18 protein-coding genes are annotated in these 19380 nt (G+C 60.0%); 14 read left to right on the top strand and 4 right to left on the bottom strand.

Annotated elements, in window-relative coordinates:
* Positions 1-7 precede the first annotated feature (7 nt).
* Positions 8-778 carry an AraC family transcriptional regulator gene (locus A8O26_RS13830; protein ID WP_064118534.1) on the top strand — a complete coding sequence of 257 codons (771 nt, stop codon included), beginning with the start codon at positions 8-10 and terminating at the stop codon, positions 776-778.
* Here the strand turns inward: A8O26_RS13830 and A8O26_RS13825 are convergent.
* Positions 775-1371 (bottom strand): LysE family translocator, encoded by a 597-nt coding sequence (locus tag A8O26_RS13825; RefSeq protein ID WP_064118533.1) that lies wholly within the window; start codon positions 1369-1371, stop codon positions 775-777. The two genes, A8O26_RS13830 and A8O26_RS13825, sit on opposite strands and share 4 nt — an antisense overlap.
* Positions 1372-1426: 55 nt before the next feature.
* The gene (locus tag A8O26_RS13820; RefSeq protein ID WP_064118532.1) at positions 1427-2263 is read right to left on the bottom strand and encodes an AraC family transcriptional regulator; all 837 of its coding nucleotides are present in this window, start codon (positions 2261-2263) and stop codon (positions 1427-1429) included.
* Between the two features lie 153 nt (positions 2264-2416).
* On the opposite strand from A8O26_RS13820, the gene A8O26_RS13815 reads away from it, so the two are divergent.
* The 13 genes from A8O26_RS13815 (at position 2417) to A8O26_RS13755 (ending at position 17005) form a co-directional block, all read left to right on the top strand.
* On the top strand, positions 2417-2704 hold the full coding sequence (locus A8O26_RS13815) for a hypothetical protein (RefSeq protein WP_064118531.1): 288 nt from the start codon (positions 2417-2419) through the stop codon (positions 2702-2704).
* A 197-nt stretch (positions 2705-2901) separates the two neighbouring features.
* Positions 2902-3429, top strand: coding sequence for a hypothetical protein (locus A8O26_RS13810; RefSeq protein ID WP_064118530.1), 528 nt, complete (start codon positions 2902-2904; stop codon positions 3427-3429).
* A gap of 1010 nt (positions 3430-4439) precedes the next feature.
* On the top strand, positions 4440-4736 hold the full coding sequence (locus tag A8O26_RS13805) for a hypothetical protein (protein WP_064118529.1): 297 nt from the start codon (positions 4440-4442) through the stop codon (positions 4734-4736).
* 228 nt (positions 4737-4964) lie between these two features.
* Entirely contained in the window at positions 4965-6011 is a 1047-nt protein-coding gene (locus tag A8O26_RS13800; protein ID WP_064118528.1) for an isopenicillin N synthase family dioxygenase, read from the top strand.
* A gap of 27 nt (positions 6012-6038) precedes the next feature.
* Positions 6039-6848 (top strand): MetQ/NlpA family ABC transporter substrate-binding protein, encoded by an 810-nt coding sequence (locus tag A8O26_RS13795; protein ID WP_064118527.1) that lies wholly within the window; start codon positions 6039-6041, stop codon positions 6846-6848.
* Positions 6845-7645 carry a methionine ABC transporter ATP-binding protein gene (locus A8O26_RS13790; RefSeq protein WP_081265196.1) on the top strand — a complete coding sequence of 267 codons (801 nt, stop codon included), beginning with the start codon at positions 6845-6847 and terminating at the stop codon, positions 7643-7645. The genes A8O26_RS13795 and A8O26_RS13790 overlap by 4 nt, the downstream gene beginning before the upstream one ends.
* Entirely contained in the window at positions 7642-8313 is a 672-nt protein-coding gene (locus A8O26_RS13785; RefSeq protein WP_064118526.1) for a methionine ABC transporter permease, read from the top strand. Before A8O26_RS13790 ends, A8O26_RS13785 begins: the two co-directional genes overlap by 4 nt.
* Before the next feature lie 8 nt (positions 8314-8321).
* A complete protein-coding gene (locus A8O26_RS13780) occupies positions 8322-9878 on the top strand; it encodes a sugar ABC transporter ATP-binding protein (RefSeq protein ID WP_064118525.1) in 1557 nt (518 codons plus the stop codon).
* A complete protein-coding gene (locus tag A8O26_RS13775) occupies positions 9871-10896 on the top strand; it encodes an ABC transporter permease (protein ID WP_064118524.1) in 1026 nt (341 codons plus the stop codon). Before A8O26_RS13780 ends, A8O26_RS13775 begins: the two co-directional genes overlap by 8 nt.
* A gap of 23 nt (positions 10897-10919) precedes the next feature.
* Complete coding sequence (locus tag A8O26_RS13770) at positions 10920-11975, top strand: substrate-binding domain-containing protein (RefSeq protein WP_064118523.1); 1056 nt, start codon at positions 10920-10922, stop codon at positions 11973-11975.
* A 150-nt stretch (positions 11976-12125) separates the two neighbouring features.
* Positions 12126-12797, top strand: a complete 672-nt coding sequence (locus A8O26_RS13765; protein ID WP_064118522.1) for a sulfite oxidase-like oxidoreductase — start codon at positions 12126-12128, stop codon at positions 12795-12797.
* 433 nt (positions 12798-13230) lie between these two features.
* Entirely contained in the window at positions 13231-15615 is a 2385-nt protein-coding gene (locus A8O26_RS13760; protein ID WP_064118521.1) for a TonB-dependent receptor plug domain-containing protein, read from the top strand.
* The gene (locus A8O26_RS13755) at positions 15605-17005 is read left to right on the top strand and encodes an APC family permease (RefSeq protein WP_064118520.1); all 1401 of its coding nucleotides are present in this window, start codon (positions 15605-15607) and stop codon (positions 17003-17005) included. The genes A8O26_RS13760 and A8O26_RS13755 overlap by 11 nt, the downstream gene beginning before the upstream one ends.
* Before the next feature lie 185 nt (positions 17006-17190).
* Here A8O26_RS13755 and A8O26_RS13750 read toward each other — a convergent pair whose 3' ends face one another.
* Both A8O26_RS13750 and A8O26_RS13745 read right to left on the bottom strand, forming a co-directional pair.
* Positions 17191-17652 (bottom strand): DUF3574 domain-containing protein, encoded by a 462-nt coding sequence (locus A8O26_RS13750; RefSeq protein ID WP_064118519.1) that lies wholly within the window; start codon positions 17650-17652, stop codon positions 17191-17193.
* Positions 17653-17775: 123 nt separating this feature from the next.
* Positions 17776-19218 carry a surface-adhesin E family protein gene (locus A8O26_RS13745; protein ID WP_064118518.1) on the bottom strand — a complete coding sequence of 481 codons (1443 nt, stop codon included), beginning with the start codon at positions 19216-19218 and terminating at the stop codon, positions 17776-17778.
* Between the last annotated feature and the right edge of the window lie 162 nt (positions 19219-19380).

The raw sequence follows: 19380 nt of genomic DNA, 5'->3' as shown, positions 1-19380 counted from the left end.
ACCTTCGATGCAGAGCGCGTTTTCGATCCTGTCCCAAGGCGTTGACGGCCATCGTCCGCAAACGCTGGAGGAGTTATTGGCCGGTGCGGCGCTGCTGTTGCCGATGCTCGACGTGATCCCCAATGCGGCGATTTTCATCAAGGATGTGCAGGCCCGATACGTGTTGGCCAACCGTACGCTGGTGCAGCGTTGCGGCTTGAAAGACTTGCGCCCGTTGCTCGGAAAAACCAGCGCGCAAGTGTTCCCGGCGCAGTTGGGGCCGGGTTACACCGAGCAGGATCGCAAAGTGCTGGAGGAAGGGTTTGTGCTGGAAGATCAGCTCGAACTGCATCTGTACGGCAGTCGCGAGCCGGGCTGGTGCCTGACCCACAAGCAGCCGCTGTACAACCGTGACGGGGTGATTATTGGTTTGGCGGGGATTTCGGTGGACCTGCAATCGGCCAGCGAAACGCATCCGGCTTTCGAACGCCTGGCGGCTGTCGACGAGCACATCCGCGCGAATTTCAATCGGCGGGTCACCTTGGGTGAGCTGACCCGGATTGCCGGCATTTCCGTGGCGCAACTGGAGCGCTACTGCAAACGCGTATTCCACCTGACGCCACGGCAGATGATCCAAAAAGTGCGCCTTGAGCACGCGCATCGTTTATTGCACACAGACCTGCCGATCACCGACGTGGCGCTGCAATGCGGCTACACCGATCACAGTGCGTTCACCCGCCAGTTCAAAGCTTCGACCGGGTTCACGCCACGCCAGTATCGGCAGGCGACCGGGCATTAGGCCAATACCGTCAGCCATGCCGAGAGCAGCAACAGCAGCGCGAGTGCGGTATTCATGCGCTTGAACGCCTTTGGCGATCCGAGCAACCGCGCACTGCCCACACCCAGCAGCGCCCAGAACGTCATGCACGGCAACGACACCAGCAGAAATGCCAACGACAGCACCAGCAATCGCAAAGTCTTGTCGCCACCGCCGAGAAACACGCTGACCACGGCCACTGCCATCATCCACACCTTGGGATTGACCAGTTGCAGCATGGCGGCGCCGAACACACTGAAACCTTTAGCCTGCGCATCCGCCGGATCCAGCGACGGTGGCGCGCTGCGAAAGATCTGCCAGGCCAGCCAGCTCAGCCACAGCACACCGGCCCAGGCCATGGCGTGTTGTACACGCGGATAGCGCAACAGCGTTTCACCCGCGCCAAGGCCGACCACCAGCACAATCAGCGCCGCTGCCGCGCAGGCGCCGAAAATGATCGGCAGCGTGGCGAGCAGTCCCCGGCGCGAACTGTGGCTCAACACCAGAATATTGGTCGGTCCCGGGGTGATCGATGCAACGAATGCAAACAGCAGGAAGGGCAGTAATGAGGCCATGGTGCAGAATCCCTGAAAGTGAATACAGGGAAGCATGATCGCCAGTCCCGAGGTCTCAGTCTGGAAGGTTTGAGCAGCGTTTGCGGTAGTCGGCGGGGGTCAGTTGATAGGCTCGGCGGAACCAGCGACCGAGGTGACTCTGATCGGCAAAACCGAGCACGCTGGCAACTTGTGCCGGTGTTTCACCGCGCGCCAGCAACTGCCGCGCCTTGGCCAGGCGCAACTGGATCAAGTACGCATGCGGCGCGAGGCCGAAGGCTGTCTTGAACGCGCGGCTCAGACGAAAGCGATCGACGCCGCAGACGCAGGCAAGGTCATCCAGGCCGATGTCTTCATAGGTATGCGCGTGCAGGTAATCGCGCGCCACTTGCGCCACCAGCGGCAGGCGCGGATCGAAATCCTGACGTTTACGCCAGGCGAGATGGCGAGTCAGCGAGTCGAGCAGGCTGTCGATGGCGGTCTGACGGACCATACGCAGGTCACCGTCATGCAGCGCATGGAAGGCTTGATTGATCGCCGTGGCCAGACGCGGGTCCTGACTCAGGGTGTCGGCAAAACCCGGTTGACTGTCGGACGGCGCGTCTTCGAACAGCGCGTGCATCTCCCGTTCAAGCCAATGCGGATCGAGGTAGAGCATCGAATAGGTGAAGCCCTCCTCGGTGGGCGCCTGCCCATCATGGATTTCTCCCGGCTCAAGCAAAATCACGTTGCCCGGCGTGCTGCGGTGGCGCACGCGGCGGCAATTGAATTGCTGCACACCTTGTTCGGTCACGCCGACCAGAAAGCTGTCATGCCAATGCGGATCGTAGGCATGCCCCTGAAAATGCGCGCGAATCGATTCGATCCCGGTATCGCCATCCTGGGACAGTTCGATCCAGCTGCGTTTATCCATGGAAGGCTCCAGACATCACGGTTCAACGTTCAACGATTTGGCCCGCTAAAATAGCGCGCAGTGGCGCTCGGTGTTTAGAAGATTTGTGCAAGTGAACAGAGGCATGCGGCTAGACTCTACACGTCAGCCCTTTCGAACCGCAGGTGAAAAGCGATGATCGGCACCTTCAAATACCGGTGCTCGCGGTGCCTCACGCTCATCCTGATCACTTTCAGCCTGACGCTGCCGGCAGGCTGTTCAAACCGCAAACACTACCCACCGTCAGGCGTCGGCGACAGCTGCTACGCCAAAGCATTGCCGACAGTCGGCGAGGGCGGCCTCGCCTGGGGTTCCAGCCTGAACATGGCGCGACAAAAGTCGATGAACAACTGCGCGCGATATGCCGCGCGTTCCGGCGGCACGCCCGCTACCTGTCAGGTGGTGTTGGCCAGGTGCAAATAGCCTGTGACCCTGCTTCAGCGCATGTTTGATCCGCCGCCCGCCGCGGCATGGATCGAGTGCAAATGGACGTTAGCACTAAGGTTTTTGCGTAAGCGGCCGAGTCAGACCCTAGAGCAACAATTGAATGGCGCAACAATCGAATAACGTCCGTCTCCTGACTATCTGCAGGAGGTCGGGAAAATATCAGGGAGCAGTTGATGTACGGTCTTCAAAGGTCTGGCTGGGGTGTATTGCTGGTCGCAAGTTTTGCGCTGAATGGATGCACGTCGTTGTTCATGGGAAAACAATATGAGTTTCCGCGCGCAGATGAGCCTTCTGCGACAGTGCGCTTGAAATCTGAACGCGGCACCACGCTGGACGCCATCACCTTCAGCGAAAAAACCTGCTACGCCGGATTCACGCCACTGCCCTATAACGGTGACTTCATCGAATCAAAAGTGGCCGTGGACAAAGAACTTGTACTGACGTACAGCGATGTCGTCGGTGGCAGCGTGTGCCGGATACCGTTTTCCTTCACGCCACAGGCCGGTGCGACGTACATCGTCAAATCCGGCTTCTGGAGTGAGACCAAGCCAGGCCTCATTCCCGTCTTCAAATACGACCAGCAGTACTGCGGCGTCGGTGTCGTGAAAAGAGTCGGCGACGAGGAAAGCGTGCAGCCCATTCAGCAACTGCGCATGAAAACCGGGTTTCCCTGCCTGAGGTTTCTTCCAGTCACCAAATAGTTCAGCTGCCATGGCCAGTTTGAACGGGTAGAGGAGGCGATTCACGGTTTTGGCAAGGATGGTGAGCCAGACATGGGCGCGGGATTTGTGATGCTTCTCATCGTTCTTTCAGTGAAACGGCAGGCGAAAAAAAACCGCCTTGCGGGGCGGTTTTTTGTAAACCTCGGTTTGCGGCCGAGATTTGTTGCTTCACTGGCTACACTGACGTGGGTTCATGGTATGTGCCTTTGTTCATCCCTGCAACCCTCAATTTTGCCTTCATATGGCTACTTACACTGCTATGTGATCAGAGAAAAAATCTGACAGAAATAACGTTTTACAAAAACCATAATTATCTTCGCCAGAAAACTTTGAAGGGAGCCCGTGAGGGAGAGATTACGGGGTATGATGCCGACGCTCGATGTAGGTGTAGCAGTGAGGCTTGGCTGGCGACTAAACGGTTTCATGCCCTCTGACACGGTGTTGCACCCGTGCCGGAATGTTACCTCGGAGGGACTTCAACCGGCCGCCTCACTGGCAACACTGACCTGTAAGCCCAAGGCACACATGGTCCGGTAAGTCTGCTGGAGGTTTGGCCCCCAAGCCTGGAGGCCAAAACGTATGAAGCTTTTGCTACGTGCGCTGAGCCTCGTATGGAGATTATTAAAAGCGTTTCGCTTTTACGAGTTCCTGCGAGATCACTTCGATGACCTGAAGTAACGGTCGTAGACGGTGAGGAAAGACCCGTTTCAGTTTCGGCTGAAACGGGTTTTTTTTGTTTTTATTTTACTGTCAAAAGTAGGAGTTACCGCTGACTCTGCTTTGCGAGCTGTAGGGCGATTCGTCGATAGTTGTAGGTATCAGCGCTGGTCAGAGCAGGCGCTGGAGCAATTCAAGCATCGCGAGGGCAGCCAGACCCAATCAATCATTGATCGCGTCAATAACAACCATTAACTCAATGAAGTTCTCATATCAGTGGTGCGGCGTAAGATCGGCTCCATTCCCAACCACTGCAATCGGAGCACTCCCTGATGAAACGCCAAACTATCCTCGGTATCGCTTTCTCGCTCTTCGCATTGAACGCGTTCGCCGCGACTGAAACAGACCCGCTGTTCAGTGATGCAGTGGCCGCGACTGAAACAGACCCGCTGTTCAGCGACGCTGTGGCCGCGACCGAAACCGATCCATTGTTCAGTGACGCAGTCGCCGCCACCGAAACCGATCCACTGTTCAGCGATGCCGTTGCGTCCGACGGTTCCGATCACCTGCAAGGCAATCGGCTGGCTGAAGGGGGGGCTGATCGCTTGCTCGAACGCCGTGCAGTCTGAATGCCGGTTGTAACCGCAGGTCTCAACAAAAGGCCCAGCTTGATCAGCCGGGCTTTTTTATGCCTAAGGTAATGCGAAAAAGGTATTGGCTTGGTGTTTTTAAGATCGTTTAGTTTTGTCTGCAACGACGAATCAACACGCATCAAACCGCTGACCCGCCGATTGCCATGACGGCACACGCTGAATCGATCAAAGGCTCTTCAGGTTTGGTTCACACGGGAGTGAATCATGCCGCATACCCTCGACATCACCGCATTACCGACGCTCGACCTTTCACTCTTCGAAGGCACGGCGCAACAGCGCTATGAGTTTCTGGAAAACCTGCGCCATGCCGCTCGCGACGTCGGCTTTTTCTACCTCACCGGTCACGGCATCGACAGCGCCTTGCTCAAGCAAGTGCAGGCGCATGCCCGACAATTTTTCGCCTTGCCCGACAGCGAGAAAACCGCCGTCGGCATGATCAACTCGCCGCACTTTCGCGGCTACAACCGTGCGGCCTCCGAGATCACCCGTGGTCAGCCCGATCAACGTGAGCAGTTCGATCTGGGCGCCGAGCGCGAAGCCTTGCCGTTGCAAGCGGACAGTCCGTTCTGGGCGCGACTGCAGGGCCCCAACCAATGGCCGGCGACCTTGCCTGAACTGAAACCTTTGCTGCTCGAATGGCAGCAGGCGATGACGCACATGTCGCTGCGCCTGTTACGCGCCTTCGCGCAGGCGCTGTCGCTGCGCGCCGATGCCTTCGATCAACTGTATGGCGACAAGCCCAACGAACACATCAAGCTGATGCGCTATCCCGGTCAAGCGGTCGAGGACAGCCATCAGGGTGTCGGTGCGCACAAGGATTCCGGTTTCCTCAGTTTCCTGTTGCAAGACCAGCAAGCCGGGCTGCAAGTCGAAATCGAAGAGGGCCGCTGGATCGATGCGCTGCCGCGCGAGAACACCCTGGTGGTGAACATCGGCGAGCTGCTCGAACTGGCCAGTAACGGCTATTTGCGCGCCACGGTGCATCGCGTGGTGTCGCCGCCTCAGGGCAGCGAGCGCCTGTCCATCGCATTCTTCCTCGGTGCGCAACTCGACGCCACGGTGCCGTTGTACCCGTTGCCCACCGCACTGTTGCGCGAGGCACGCGGGCCGGCGAGTGATCCGCTCAATCCACTGTTTCGCGATGTCGGCTGGAACTACCTCAAGGGTCGGTTGCGCTCACATCCGGACGTCGCTCAGCGCTTCTATGCCGATGCGCTGCTGCCGCCAGTTGCCGTTCGTAAATCCGCCTGATACAGCCCTCGTTCAAGGACTCCGCACATGATCAAGAAAGCAGGTTTGACCCTGGCCATTCTCGGCGCGCTGGTGACTTCGTTCGGTGCTCAGGCGCTGGAACCGCTGCGCGTGGCCGCCGACCCGGTGCCCCACGCGCAGATCCTTGCGTACATCCAGAAAATCGATCCGCAACTCAATCTCAAAGTCATCGAAATCCCCAACGGCGTGAACTCCAACGAGTTGTTGGTGCATGGCGATGTCGATGCCAATTACTTCCAGCATCTGCCGTACCTGAAGTCGCAGGAACAGGCCCTCGGCGAGAAACTCGCGGTGGCTGCCACGGTGCACATCGAGCCCTTGGGCATCTACTCGCGCCGGCACAAAAGCTTCGCCGACGTGCCGCTAAAAGGCACCGTCGCTGTGCCCAATAACGTCACCAACCTGAGCCGCGCGCTGTACCTGTTGCAGGACAACGGCCTGATCAAACTCAAACCCGGCTTCAACGATCCGGCTGCCGATCAGGCGACGCCCAAGGACATCGCCGAAAACCCGAAACAGTTGAAGATCCTTGAAATCGAATCGCCGCAGATTCCGCGCTCGCTCGACGACGTCGATCTGGCGGTAATCAACGGCAACTATGCGCTGGACGCCGGACTGGTGCCGGCCAAGGATGCGTTGGGCCTGGAGAAGGCCGAGCACAATCCCTACGCCAACATTCTGGTGACCACGCCGCAACTGGCCAGCGATCCGCGCATTGCGCAACTGGCCAAGGACCTGACCTCGCCGCAAGTGGCCAAGTACATCACCGACAACTTCGCCGGTTCAGTGATTCCGGTGGCGGGCAGCCAGCCATGATCCTCGTCGAGCAGTTGAGCAAGACCTACCCGGCGGCGCCGCAACCGGCGCTGGATCAGGTATCGCTGAGCATTGCCGACGGCGCGGTCTACGGCATTCTCGGGCGTAGCGGGGCGGGGAAGTCGACGCTGCTGCGCTGCCTCAATCTGCTTGAACGCCCGGACAGCGGACGAGTGCTGCTCGATGGCGTCGACCTGACGACACTGTCCGACAGCGACTTGCGCCGCCAGCGTCAGCGCATCGGCATGATCTTCCAGGGCTTCAATTTGCTGCACTCGCGCACGGTGTTCGACAACATTGCGGTGCCGCTGGAAATCGCCGGTGTCGGCAAACCGTGGCGGCATGTGCGGGTTCGCGAGCTACTGGAACTGGTCGGCTTGAGTGACAAGGCACAAGCCTTTCCCTCGCAATTGTCCGGCGGGCAGAAACAGCGCGTGGGCATTGCCCGCGCCTTGGCGGCAGAGCCGGCGTACCTGTTATCGGACGAAGCCACCAGTGCGCTGGATCCGGAAACCACCGCATCGATTCTGGACCTGCTGCGCGATATCAATCGGCAATTGGGCGTGACCATCGTGCTGATCACCCATGAACTGGACGTGGTCAAGTCGATCTGCGACCACGCGGCGTTCATGGTCAACGGTCGTCTGGTCGAGTCCGGTCCGGTGCCACGGCTGTTGGCCGATCCGCAGTCGAGTCTTGGTGCTTCGCTGCGTCCGACCTGCGGACTGCCGCTGGGTCACGACGCGCCCGGCCTGAGTTTTCTCAAACAATACGGGGTAAGGGCGGCGCACTCATGAACCGCACGATCAACTGGAATGAAATCCTCCAACTGGTGTTCAACGCCACCGGCGAGACCCTGTACATGGTCTTGCTCGCGGGGCTGTTCACGCTGCTGATCGGCTTGCCGTTGGGCGTGTTGCTGTTTGTCAGCCGCCGCAGTGGCTTGTATCCGCTGCCACGCTTGAATGCTGCGCTGAGTGGCGTGGTCAACCTCGGCCGCTCATTGCCGTTTGTGGTGATGCTGATTGCACTGATCCCGCTGACCCGGCTGGTGGTCGGCACCACCCTGGGCAGCACCGCTGCTGTGGTGCCGATCACCATCGGTGCGTTTCCGTTTTTCGCGCGCATCGTCGAAAACGCCCTGGACGAAGTCGACCGTGGCCGCATCGAAGCGATCATTGCCATGGGCGGTGATATTCGTCATGTGATCTTCAAAGTGTTGTTGCCCGAAGCGCTGCCCGCGTTGTTGGCGGGGATCACCTTGACGTTGGTGATGCTGATCGGATTTTCCTCGATGGCCGGGGTCATCGGTGGCGGCGGCCTCGGTGATCTGGCAATCCGTTACGGCTATCAACGGTTCAACAATGAAGTGATGGTTGCCACCGTGGTGGTGCTGGTCATCCTCGTTCAGGGCGTGCAAAGCCTGGGCGATCGACTGGTGCGTTCGCTGGCGCATCGCCGCTAAGGAAATCTATGAGTGTTCCGCTCGCCGTGGCCCAAGAGCCGCTGATTCGTGTACGTGAACTGAGCAAACTGTTTGGCCCGCACCGGGCGCTGGATCGGGTCAGTCTGGATATTTATCCCGCTGAAGTGGTGGCGTTGTTGGGCGCCAATGGCGCGGGCAAGTCGACACTGGTGAAAATCCTCGCCGGCAGCCAAAGCGCAGACGCCGGCGAAATTCGCGTTGACGGCGAACCTCGGCATTTCAACTCGCCGCTGTCGGCACGGCGCTTCGGCATCGTTGCCGTGCATCAGCAGATCAATGAGGGCATCGCGCCGGGTTTGAGCGTGGCGGAAAACCTCCTGCTCGATGAACTGTGCCGCCCCGACGCGGACTTCTGGCTCAATCGCAAACGCCTGCTGGAACGCGCCGCCAGCATCGCCGCCGGGCTCGGCCTGACGTTGCCGCTGGAGCAACCGATCGAACATCTAGGGCAGGCGGAAAGGCAGCTGGTGGTGCTCGCCCGCGCCTTCGCGTTACAGCCGCGATTGCTGATTCTCGATGAGCCCACCGCAGCGTTATCGGAGGCCGAGGCGCAGCGCTTGTTTGGTTTGATCGATACCTTGCGCAGCCGTGGCGTAGCGATTCTGTACATTTCACATCGACTCTCGGACCTGCAACGGGTTGCCGATCGCGCCGTCGTCTTGCGCGATGGACGCCTGGCGGGCGAGTTCACGTCCCGGCAGTTACCCGAGGCGGTGCACGCCATGCTCGGCCAGGCGCTGGACGCGCATGTCTATACGCCGCGAGTGGCGGGGCGCGGCGTGCTTGAGTTGCAGGCGATGCAGCTATTACCGCGCTCGACAGCCTTCGATCTGAGCCTGCACGAAAACGAAGTGGTGGTGCTGACCGGGCTGCTCGGCGCCGGCAAAAGCGCCATTGCCGAGGTGTTGTTCGGGCTGCGCACAGCCGCGTCCGGGACGGTCAAACTCAATGGCGCCGAGTGGCTGCCGGGCTCGCCGGGTGAGGCCATTCGCAGCGGGGTGTTTTATGCCGCTGAGGACCGCGCCAGTCAGTCTTTGGTCGGCGACTTTTCCTTGCGCCGCACGCTGACCTTGCCGTTTCTCGAGCGCTTCACCCGCGCGGGTTTTATCCGCAATCGTGCCGAGGCGACCGCAGTGCAAGCGCAGGTCGCTGCGCTCGGCATCAAGACCACCGGCATCGATGTGCCGATGGCTGCGTTGTCCGGCGGCAACCAACAGAAAGTCGTGCTCGGTCGCTGGTTGCTCGGCGAAGGGCGGGTGTTGATCCTCGATGAACCTTTCCAAGGTGTCGACGTACGCGCCCGCCGCGAGATCGGCCAACTGCTGCGCGACACCGCCAAGGGCCGGGCGACGCTGGTGATTTGCGCCGATGTCGACGAAGCCCTGGAAATTGCCGACCGCATTCTGCTGGTGCGTGATCACGCGGTGGTCGCCCAATTCCCCCGCGCCGGTCTTAATCGCGAAGAGCTGGTGGCCGCACTGGCGGGCACCGACGTCAGCAAACATCCCCTTCAAGCCACGCCAAGGAGCAGAGCGAGTGCCTGATTCGACTTCACTGTTATCGACCGCACCAGCGCCGACCGAGCGTCTGCTGCAAGCGCTGATTCGCTACGGCCTGTTGTGGCTGCTGGCGCTGATCGTGGTGTTTTTCAGCTTTGCCGAGCCGGCGTTTCTGCGCGTCGGCAACCTGTTCAGCATCCTGCAATCAGTGTCGATCGTTGCGTTGCTGGCGTTGGGCGTGACCCTGACCATGGCCGTCGGTGGACTCGATCTGTCGATTGGTGCGGTGGCGGCGATGAGCCTGATGATCGCCAGTTACGTGATGGTAGTGCTCGGTTGGGGCGCAGTGCCGGCGGTGCTGATCAGCCTCGCCGGTGGGGCATTGGTCGGGCTGCTCAACGGTTGGCTGATCGTCAAGCTGCGGGTGCCGGACATTCTGGCGACGTTGGGCAGTATGTTTCTGGTGATCGGTGTGCAACTGATTCCTACCGGTGGGCGCTCGATTGCCGTCGGCATGACCTTGCCCAGTGGCGAGGAAACCGAGGGCGCGTTCAGTGTCGCGTTTCTTGCGCTTGGCCGTGGCCGGTTATGGGACGTGGTGCCGGTGCCGGTGCTGATTACCGCGCTGATCGCGTTGGCGGTGTGGCTGTTTCTCGAACGGACCCGCATCGGTCGGCTGTTCTATGCCATTGGCGGCAACGAGCAGGCGGCGCGACTCGCCGGCGCGCCGGTGCAGCGCTTCAAGTTATTGGCCTACGTGTTGTCGTCGTTGCTGGCATCGTTGGGTGGTTTGCTCCTCGCAGCTCGCCTGGGGCGTGGCGATGTCAGCTCCGGCAATGGTTTGGTGCTCGACGCACTGGGTGCCGCGCTGATCGGTTTTGCCGTGCTCGGCGCGAAGAAACCCAACGCCTTCGGCACCCTGGTCGGCGCGTTGCTGGTGGCTTCGTTGCTCAACGGCCTGACCATGCTCAACGCGCCGTATTACGCGCAGGATTTCGTCAAGGGACTGGTGCTGGTGCTGGCCCTGATGTTCACCTTCGGCCTCGCGCATCGGGCGCGTTGAGCCGCTTTATTCAAGGACGTTGTATGCACGGTTCAATCAAACAATTCGCCCGCCATTGCCTGGCGGCGGCTTTGCTTTCGGCGTTGGCAGTGAACGCTCAGGCCAAGGCCTTGCCCGGTGCACCGGCGCCGTTCGACAAGGGGCAGGTGCAGATCGCGCTGGTCGGTTATCTGTTTTCCGGAGACTTCCCCGAGGCGTATCTGCGTGGCGTCGAGCAACAGACCGAAGCGCTCGGCGCCAACCTGCGGGTGTTCGATGCGCGCCAGCAGGCGGCGAGTCAGGGCGAGATGATCGATCAGGCGATTGCACTGGGCGTCGACGGCATCATCGTGCAACTGGGCCTGGCGGAAACCCTCAAGGCGCCGATTGACCGGGCCATCGCCAAAGGCATCAAAGTCGTCGCGTTCGATGTCGATCTGAACACGCCGCAAGTGACCCAGGTCGAGCAGGATCACCATGCGCTGGCGCGTCTGGCGCTGGAGCAAGCGGTGAAGGACAACGGCACGCGCTTCGATGCCGGTTACGTGTACATCAGCGGTTTTACGCCGATGGAGCGGCGTGACGAAATCTGGAGCCAGGTGAAAAAAGCCAATCCGGGGATCGTTGAGAAGGCACGTTTCGGCACGTTGAACCCGCCGATTGCCAACTCTGTGGCGGATCAGGCCAGCGCCGTGTTGCGCGCCAATCCGGGCATCAGCGTGATCTTCGCGCCGTTCGACGAGTTTGCCAAAGGCGCGAAAATCGCCGTGGACGAGGCAGGACTGGCGAGCAAGGTGAAGATCTACAGCGCCGATATTTCCACCGCCGACATCCAGATCATGAAAGAACCGGACAGCGCCTGGGCCGCCACGGCGGCGGTCAACCCGCAAGTGGCGGGGGCGATCAGTGTACGCAGTCTGGCGATGTTGATTGCCGGGGAAAATCCGGGCCATCAAGTGCTGGTGCCACCGACGCTGATCACCCGTCAGCAACTGCTGGATCTGGATGTGAAGAATGTCCGTGACCTGGCCAAAAAACTCCCGGCGTTCGGTGATAGCGCCAATGTGGCGCGGGCGCCGTGGATTCCGGTGGCTAACTAAACATCAGCCGCAACAGGGTCCCTGTGGGAGCGAGCCTGCTCGCGAAGAGGCCAGGTCAGTTACCTCTTCAGTGACTGACCCAGCGCTTTCGCGAGCAGGCTCGCTCCCACAGGTTGGCGGGCAGTTGAGCAAATCGAGGGAGGGTCAAGAATGAAAGAACACAACAAAGCCTCGCGCCTGCGCAAAAGCCGTTCGCCGAAAGCGGATCCGGCGTTCGCTGGGCGACTGCCACCCGGGCAGGTGTTGACGGAGCGCTTTCCGATTCTCCATGAAGGCGCAGTGCCGGAATATGACCTGGCGACGTGGTCGCTACGCCTGTTCGGTACGCTCGCAACGCCAATCGAACTGCGTTACGCCGATCTGCAAGCGTTGCCGCATCGTCAGTTGAAATGCGACATCCATTGCGTCACGCGTTGGTCGAAGTTCGACACCGAATGGAGCGGGGTGCATTTGCAGGATGTGTTGCAGGCTTTCGATATTCAGCCGACCTCAACATTCGTCATGGCCCACGCTGATCACGACTATCAAACCAATGTGTTACTTGATGATCTGTTGCATCCGCACAGTCTGCTCGCCACCCATTACGCCGGCCAACCGCTGACCGCGCAACATGGCTGGCCATTACGATTGGTGGTGGCCGGGCGCTACTTCTGGAAAAGCGCCAAATGGTTGCGCGGACTTGAATTCGTCGACCATGAGCACGCGGGGTTCTGGGAGCGAAACGGTTTTCACCTGCATGCCGATCCGTTTGCCGAACAGCGTTTCAGTGGTGATCAACTGGACATTGCCGAAGATGCCTGGCTGGAAAAGGCCTTCGATTAAGACGCCTGATCAACGTGTGTGAGCGAGCCTGCTCGCGAAGGGGCCGGGCCAGCTCTCTCCGAGTTGGCTGATCCAGCGCTTTCGCGAGCAGGCTCGCTCCCACAGGGGAGAGGTATTTACAATTTGGTTAGTTGTTGTTAGTTGGCTTTAGTGTTGCCTCAGCAACACTTGTGTTGAACTAACAACAACCCTTTCAGCCGATCTAACCTAAGTGTTAATGGTTCTTTTGCAGATGCCATCAAGTCCTCTAGGATCAGTCTTCAAGGGGAATAACTAACGTTGGGGATCCTGCGCTTTATCAGCATGTAAAAGATCAAACCGCCTGCACTGCCTTTCAGATATTTAAAACTACAGCAGACATTGCCGCGCACTGATTGCCGACTCCTTATGGTTGGCGAGGCCAGGTATTAGCTGCGATTCAAGGAGCTGTTCCATGTATTACCGTTCCCGTTCATTACTGGCTGCTGCGGTCGTGGCCGCGATTTGGCAACTTCCTGCGAAAGCCGAAGAAACCGCCACCGCTGAAGACGAATCGCGCCTCGGCACGGTGTTGGTCACCGGCACCCGCGGCACCGCGCGCACCGTGCTCGACTCACCCGTACCGGTCGATGTGCTCACCGCCGAAGACCTGAAATCCGCCGGCGCCGCCGACGGTGAACTGGGCGCGGCATTGCAGACGCTGTTGCCGTCCTTCAGCCTGCCGCGTCAGTCCAACTCTGGCGGCGCCGACCATGTGCGCGCCGCGCAACTGCGCGGCATGAGTCCGGATCAAGTGCTGGTGCTGGTCAACGGCAAGCGCCGGCACACCTCGGCGGTGGTCAACGACTCGTCGAAAATCGGCCGCGGCACCGCGCCGGTGGACTTCAACTCGATCCCGCTCAGCGCGATCAAACGCATCGAAGTGCTGCGTGACGGCGCCGGCGCGCAATACGGTTCCGATGCGATTGCCGGGGTGATCAACATCATCCTCGATGACGCGCCCGAGGGCGGTGAGGTGTCGACCAGCTATGGCGCCTATCACACGCATCAGGATGCCATCGACAAAACCACCACCGACGGCCAGAACAGCGTCACCACCGCGAAGATCGGCACGCGCCTCGGCGAGGAGGGCGGCTTCATTCGCGGCGGCACCGAGTACAAAAATCGCAACCCGACCAACCGCGCCGGCTTCGACGGTTTTGCCGACACCCCCGGCCAACGCAATTACGTGATGGGCGATGGCGTCGCGCGGGACGTCAACGCCTGGTTCAACGGCGAACTGCCGCTGGCCGGCGGCAAGGCCTACAGTTTCGGCACCTACAACCAACGCCACACCACGGGCGCCGAGTTTTATCGCTATCCCTACGAGCAACCGCAGTTCTATCCCAACGGCTACCTGCCGCAGTCGCTGGGCGACAACAAGGACATCTCCGCCACCGCCGGTTTCAAAGGCCTGCTCGGGGATGAGTGGGACTTCGACAGTAGCGTCACCCACGGTCGCAACCGCTTCGACGGCTCGACTCAACGCACCCTTAACGTCAGTCTTGGTGAAGACTCGCCGACGAAGTTCGATACCGGTGACTACGAGCTGCGCCAGACCACGGCCAACCTTGATTTCAGCCGCGAATTGCGCCTCGGCGAGCGCTCGTTCGTGCTGGCCGTCGGCGGCGAATACCGTTATGAAAACTACCTGACCTTCGCGGGTGACGAGGCCTCTTATATTGGCTCCGGCGCTGATGGCGCCAACGGTCTGCGTCCCAGCGAAGAGTCGGATCTGGATCGCAACGTGTTCGGCACCTACGCCGAATTGTCCGGTGATCTCACTGACCGCTTCTTCGTCGACGCCGCCACGCGCTGGGAGCATTACGACGATGCCGGCAGCAAACTCACCGGCAAACTCAGCGGTCGCTACAAACTCACCGAACAATGGGCGTTGCGCGGCGCGGTGTCGAACAACTTCCGCGCGCCGTCGCTGGCGCAAAGCGGCTTCCAGAACACCACCAGCAACTTCGGCGATGGCGGCACCTTGACCGACATCCGTGTGCTCTCGGTCAACGACCCGATTGCCCGCGCGCTCGGTGCGGAAAAACTCGATCCGGAAACCTCGAAAAACTTCAGCCTCGGCCTGACCTTCCAGTTGAACGAACGCTTCGATGCCTCGCTGGACGTGTTCCGCATTGACGTCAAAGACCGCATCACCCTGTCGCAACGCATCGGCAGCGACGCGTTGGAGAACTACATCAACGACAACTTTGGCGTGGCCGGGGTGCACGACGTCAACTTCTTCACCAACGCCGCCGACACCAGCACCCACGGCGCCGAACTGGTGCTCAACTACCATCAGCCGTTCTACGAGGGGCAACTGGGCCTGACCACCGCGTACACCTACAACCACACTAGCGTCACCAGTACCAAAGGCACGCCGTCGCAATTGACCGCGCTGGGGATCGGCAACGACGCCTTGGTCGGCGTCGAAGAAACCAACACCCTGACCGACGCGGCACCGAAGGATCGCTTTGTATTCTCTGCCAACTGGGCCAGCGAGCATTGGGGCTTGCTCGGACGTCTGACCCGTCAGGGCGAGACCACTCGCGTGTTCGATTTCGGCGACTCGCAACCTGAGCAGACCTACGGCGCGGTGTGGCAACTGGATGCCGAAGTGGCCTACAAATTCACTCCGAAATTCAACATTGCCGTGGGCGGCAACAACCTCACCGACAACTACCCGGAACGCTCCGGTTCGGCGATCAACTACGGCGGCAACCTGCCGTACGACGTGCTCTCGCCGATCGGCACCAACGGTGCCTATTACTACGCTCGCGCCACTTATGGTTTCTAACGCGGGACCGGGGCGGCACCTGCCGGTTGTTCAGGCGCTGCTGATCACGCTGGGCATGGTGATCACCACCGACATCCTGAAAACCGCGCCGACCGTGGCCCTCAACGTTGGGCCCGAACATTTCTACCTGGTGTGGGTACTCGGCGGCATCGCGTCGATGATCGGCGCGCTGTGTTTTGCCGAGATGGCCACGGCGTTTCCGCACCCGGGCGGCGACTATCACTTTCTGCGCACGGCGTATGGCGAGCGCATGGGATTCTTGTTCGCCTGGTCGCGGTTTTCGGTGATGCACACCGGCTGGATCGCGCTGTCGGCGTTCATGTTTGCCGACTACGTCAATGCCGTGGTGCCGTTGGGGCAATACGGTTCGGGACTGTTTGCCGGCGCGGTGATTACAGCGCTGGTGCTGCTCAACCTCACGGGCAAACACATCGGCTTCATCACCCAGACGTTGCTGGTCGGGCTGTTGGCGTTGGGCTTTTTGAGCATTGCCAGCGCCGGTGTGTTTTTGGCGTGGCAAGGCATTGAACCGCCTGCGCCGAGTCTCTCGCCTGTAGCTGAAAACACCGGTATGGCCGGGTTTTCGGCAGCGATGATTTTCGTCTTTCTGGCCTTCGGCGGCTGGAGCGATGCGGCGACGTTATCGGCAGAAGTACGCGACGGTCGACGGGGCATTTTCATCGCCATGCTCGGTGCGCTGAGCGTGCTGATGGTGATCTATCTGGCGCTGAACTGGGCGTTCGTCGAAGGCCTTGGATTTGCCGGACTGGCAGCCAGCAATGCACCGGCGGTTGAACTGTTGAACCGTGCATTCGGCGCCCCGGGCGTCACGCTGATCCTGTTGATGGTCGGCATCGCTGCGATTGCGACCATCAACTCGACCTTGCTGGTCGGCGCCCGCACCACCTACGCCGCCGCCCGCGATGTGCCGCAATTGCGCAGTTTCGGCGCTTGGGATGAGCGCCATGGCGTGCCGCGCAAAGCCTTGCTGGCGGAAGGCGCGGTGGCATTGTTGCTGGTGTTGTTCGGCAGTTTTACTCAGAGCGGATTCAACACCATGGTCGAATACCTGACCCCGGTGTACTGGCTGTTTTTGAGCTTGAGCAGTGTCGCGCTGATCATGCTGCGCCGACGCTTTCCCGAGGTGCCGCGGCCGGTCAAAGTGACGTTGTACCCGCTATTGCCGTTACTGTTTTTCGGCTTGTGCCTGTACATGCTGTATTCCAGCGTGACGGTGGTCGGGTACGGGGCGTTTTTGGGGATAGGGGTGTTGCTGGTGGGGGCGGTGATACTGGCAGTATTGAGCCGACTAACGCCAAGCCCTCACCCCAGCCGTCTCCCCGAGGGAGAGGGAGCCGACCGAGGTGTCTTGGGTGATACATCGACCTGAAAGACCGAACCGATTATGGCTTGAGCCAAATACAGGTCGAGGTCGATTATGCATGCAGTGGTGCAAATTCAGGCTGAGTCGGTTATGGATTCAGTAAAGCGAATTCAAGTCGGCGTATCCCTCCAATATCCCCGGATCGGTGCCCTCTCCCTTTGGGAGAGGGCTAGGGTGAGGGGCTTCTACTTCTAGAAGGACACCTGCGCCGGCTGCGACAACCGCAGTACCGACAAATCCCCGGTAATACGCTTGTACGCCAAACGAATCGCTTCGATGCTGGCCCCATTCTTCGCGCTGTTCTCATGCAAGATCACAATGACCTTGGTGCTCAAGCGCTCGGGCTCTTGCGCGCCTTTATCCCGCCACTGCCCATAAGCATCGAGCACACTGAAGCCGTCCGGAAAACGCGGCGTGACTTCCTTGTCGAGAAACTCGCGCCAGCGCGCCGGACTGACCGCACCTTCCTTGCCATCGATCGAGCCCGCCGAGAAGTACAGCTCGGTGCGAAGCCACTGCGCCTGCGCCGGCCGTGCGGCGTCGCCTTGCAGGGTCGAACTGGCGGGATCGTGGGTGTGAACGGACGCAGGAGGAGGGCTGGCGCAACCGGCGACGGCAAGGAACAGTGCCGCCAGTAAAAGACGTTGAGGCATGGAACATCCTTATTGAATTCGGGGTGAGCCCCGCGAGTATAAGGTTGCCATTTGCCGGCCAATAAAGACCTAAAAAGCAGGGTGATAGGCGCTTCGGGAATAACCCCCTCGGCGCCACGAGACTCAATCCGCCATGAGGATTTTGAACTGGCCGTAAGCCGATCGCTCCTGAAAATCGATCGGCACAAACAGCCCGTAATTCTGCAGGTAGGCGTATGTGCCGGTGCCCAGACCATGGCGATAATATTCACCGGTACAGCGGATAACGTTGGCCATCCCGGTCAACGTCGGATAAAGCTCACTGGCGGACTTGTGGGATTGCACCTCGCAGGCAAATGTCCTGTCGGTCAGCTTCGGTGCTCCCTCGTATGGGGTGAAGGATCTTTGTTCGGTGTAGCTCAACTGTGCGCCGACGGGCAGGGTCGCCCAGTCGCCAGTGAATCTGAGGTCGGTGATAGCGTCTCGGTTGACCCGTGTCCCGTATCGGTCATGGGTGTAATCGATCTCGGCCAACGGGATCAGACCGCGAAAACTGAGTTTCACGAATTGACGTTGCTGGCCGTTGTAACGCTCCGTCATTTGTTTGCCTGGCTGGTAGGCAAGATAGTTCGTGTCCCGCCCCAGGCGTCCGAATCTGCCACGGTCAGGCTCATGAAAATCATGGAACGACACGCGCAGGTGCTGAAGATTTTGCTGCGGGGTGGGGAGCTTCAAAGCCTCGATCGATTTCACTATGGAGCTTGGCAAGACCGGGTCGGGCAGCACAAAAGGCGTTTGTGTCCGGCCCTGAAAAGGCTTGTATTGATCCAGCGCCTGCGTCGTCCCGCAGGCCACTTTGAGCAACTGACGCTGGTCCGCATCGAGGTTCTTCAGGGGCCTCGCTTGCTGGGAGACTGACCCTTCGCGAACAACGTTTTGCTGACTCACGTAGAACGTACTCAGTGAGGTCAATTGCTCGCGCGCGCAATTGGCGCTCCAGCGTTGCCGCGTTTGGGCGTACAAACCCTCGTCAGATGGCAACAAGGTTTCCATGGCCGGAACCCGCGCCGACCAGAAAACCACCTGGCCGTCCTTTTGACTCAGGCTGGCACGATCAATCAGGTGCCAATCCTCCTGATCGGGCGCCGCAATGACTCGCCATTGCGGCACCGGCACCTCAGCGCACACTTGCTTGAGCTGGGCACTCTGCAAATAGCGGTTTTTCTCGGCGGCCGGCATCTGCTGGCCTTCTGGCGTTCTGCCTCTGGAATCAACGGCGAAGCGCTGCATACCGGTGGTGGTCAGATAGGCCATTTGCGCATCCGGCAAATGGCAGTCGGCATCGAAGCGGGCCAGGTGGTGGATGATCCGTCCCTCGCCCGCCGAGACAACGTAGGTCACGCGATCACCGTCACGCACGATGGAATCTGGATCAGGCTGGTCGAGCAGGGCGGCGTCGAGTTCCTTGCGACCCAAGGCATCCAGATCGGCATCGGTCAGTCCGGTCGGGGCGCTCTGACAACCGCTCAGGCCGAGGACAAGGGTGATTAAAGACAGGCATTTGAAACGGTGGGACAAAGCATCCATGCGAGTGCACGCTATCAAGAAAAAAGTGATGGCATATTAGCATGACGGCAGAGCCATCCATAACCGAAAAAGACTGCTTCAGACCGCCCGATTGAACTCAGCCAGCAAGTCGTCGCGCAGGTATAGCAGGCTTGGGCTCTTGAGCACGCTCTTGCTCCACGC

Source organism: Pseudomonas fluorescens, assembly GCF_001648775.1.
Classification (GTDB): Bacteria; Pseudomonadota; Gammaproteobacteria; order Pseudomonadales; family Pseudomonadaceae; genus Aquipseudomonas; species Aquipseudomonas fluorescens_M.
This window is presented reverse-complemented; position numbering and strand designations above follow the sequence as displayed.

Coding starts and splice junctions, on each gene's coding strand:
- A8O26_RS13770 (WP_064118523.1), top strand. CDS start 10,920: ATGCACGGTTCAATCAAACAATTCGCCCGCCATTGCCTGGCGGCGGCT.
- A8O26_RS13750 (WP_064118519.1), bottom strand. CDS start 17,652: ATGCCTCAACGTCTTTTACTGGCGGCACTGTTCCTTGCCGTCGCCGGT.
- A8O26_RS13785 (WP_064118526.1), top strand. CDS start 7,642: ATGAACCGCACGATCAACTGGAATGAAATCCTCCAACTGGTGTTCAAC.
- A8O26_RS13820 (WP_064118532.1), bottom strand. CDS start 2,263: ATGGATAAACGCAGCTGGATCGAACTGTCCCAGGATGGCGATACCGGG.
- A8O26_RS13800 (WP_064118528.1), top strand. CDS start 4,965: ATGCCGCATACCCTCGACATCACCGCATTACCGACGCTCGACCTTTCA.
- A8O26_RS13810 (WP_064118530.1), top strand. CDS start 2,902: ATGTACGGTCTTCAAAGGTCTGGCTGGGGTGTATTGCTGGTCGCAAGT.
- A8O26_RS13830 (WP_064118534.1), top strand. CDS start 8: ATGCAGAGCGCGTTTTCGATCCTGTCCCAAGGCGTTGACGGCCATCGT.
- A8O26_RS13755 (WP_064118520.1), top strand. CDS start 15,605: ATGGTTTCTAACGCGGGACCGGGGCGGCACCTGCCGGTTGTTCAGGCG.
- A8O26_RS13825 (WP_064118533.1), bottom strand. CDS start 1,371: ATGGCCTCATTACTGCCCTTCCTGCTGTTTGCATTCGTTGCATCGATC.
- A8O26_RS13790 (WP_081265196.1), top strand. CDS start 6,845: ATGATCCTCGTCGAGCAGTTGAGCAAGACCTACCCGGCGGCGCCGCAA.
- A8O26_RS13765 (WP_064118522.1), top strand. CDS start 12,126: ATGAAAGAACACAACAAAGCCTCGCGCCTGCGCAAAAGCCGTTCGCCG.
- A8O26_RS13805 (WP_064118529.1), top strand. CDS start 4,440: ATGAAACGCCAAACTATCCTCGGTATCGCTTTCTCGCTCTTCGCATTG.
- A8O26_RS13815 (WP_064118531.1), top strand. CDS start 2,417: ATGATCGGCACCTTCAAATACCGGTGCTCGCGGTGCCTCACGCTCATC.
- A8O26_RS13745 (WP_064118518.1), bottom strand. CDS start 19,218: ATGGATGCTTTGTCCCACCGTTTCAAATGCCTGTCTTTAATCACCCTT.
- A8O26_RS13760 (WP_064118521.1), top strand. CDS start 13,231: ATGTATTACCGTTCCCGTTCATTACTGGCTGCTGCGGTCGTGGCCGCG.
- A8O26_RS13795 (WP_064118527.1), top strand. CDS start 6,039: ATGATCAAGAAAGCAGGTTTGACCCTGGCCATTCTCGGCGCGCTGGTG.
- A8O26_RS13780 (WP_064118525.1), top strand. CDS start 8,322: ATGAGTGTTCCGCTCGCCGTGGCCCAAGAGCCGCTGATTCGTGTACGT.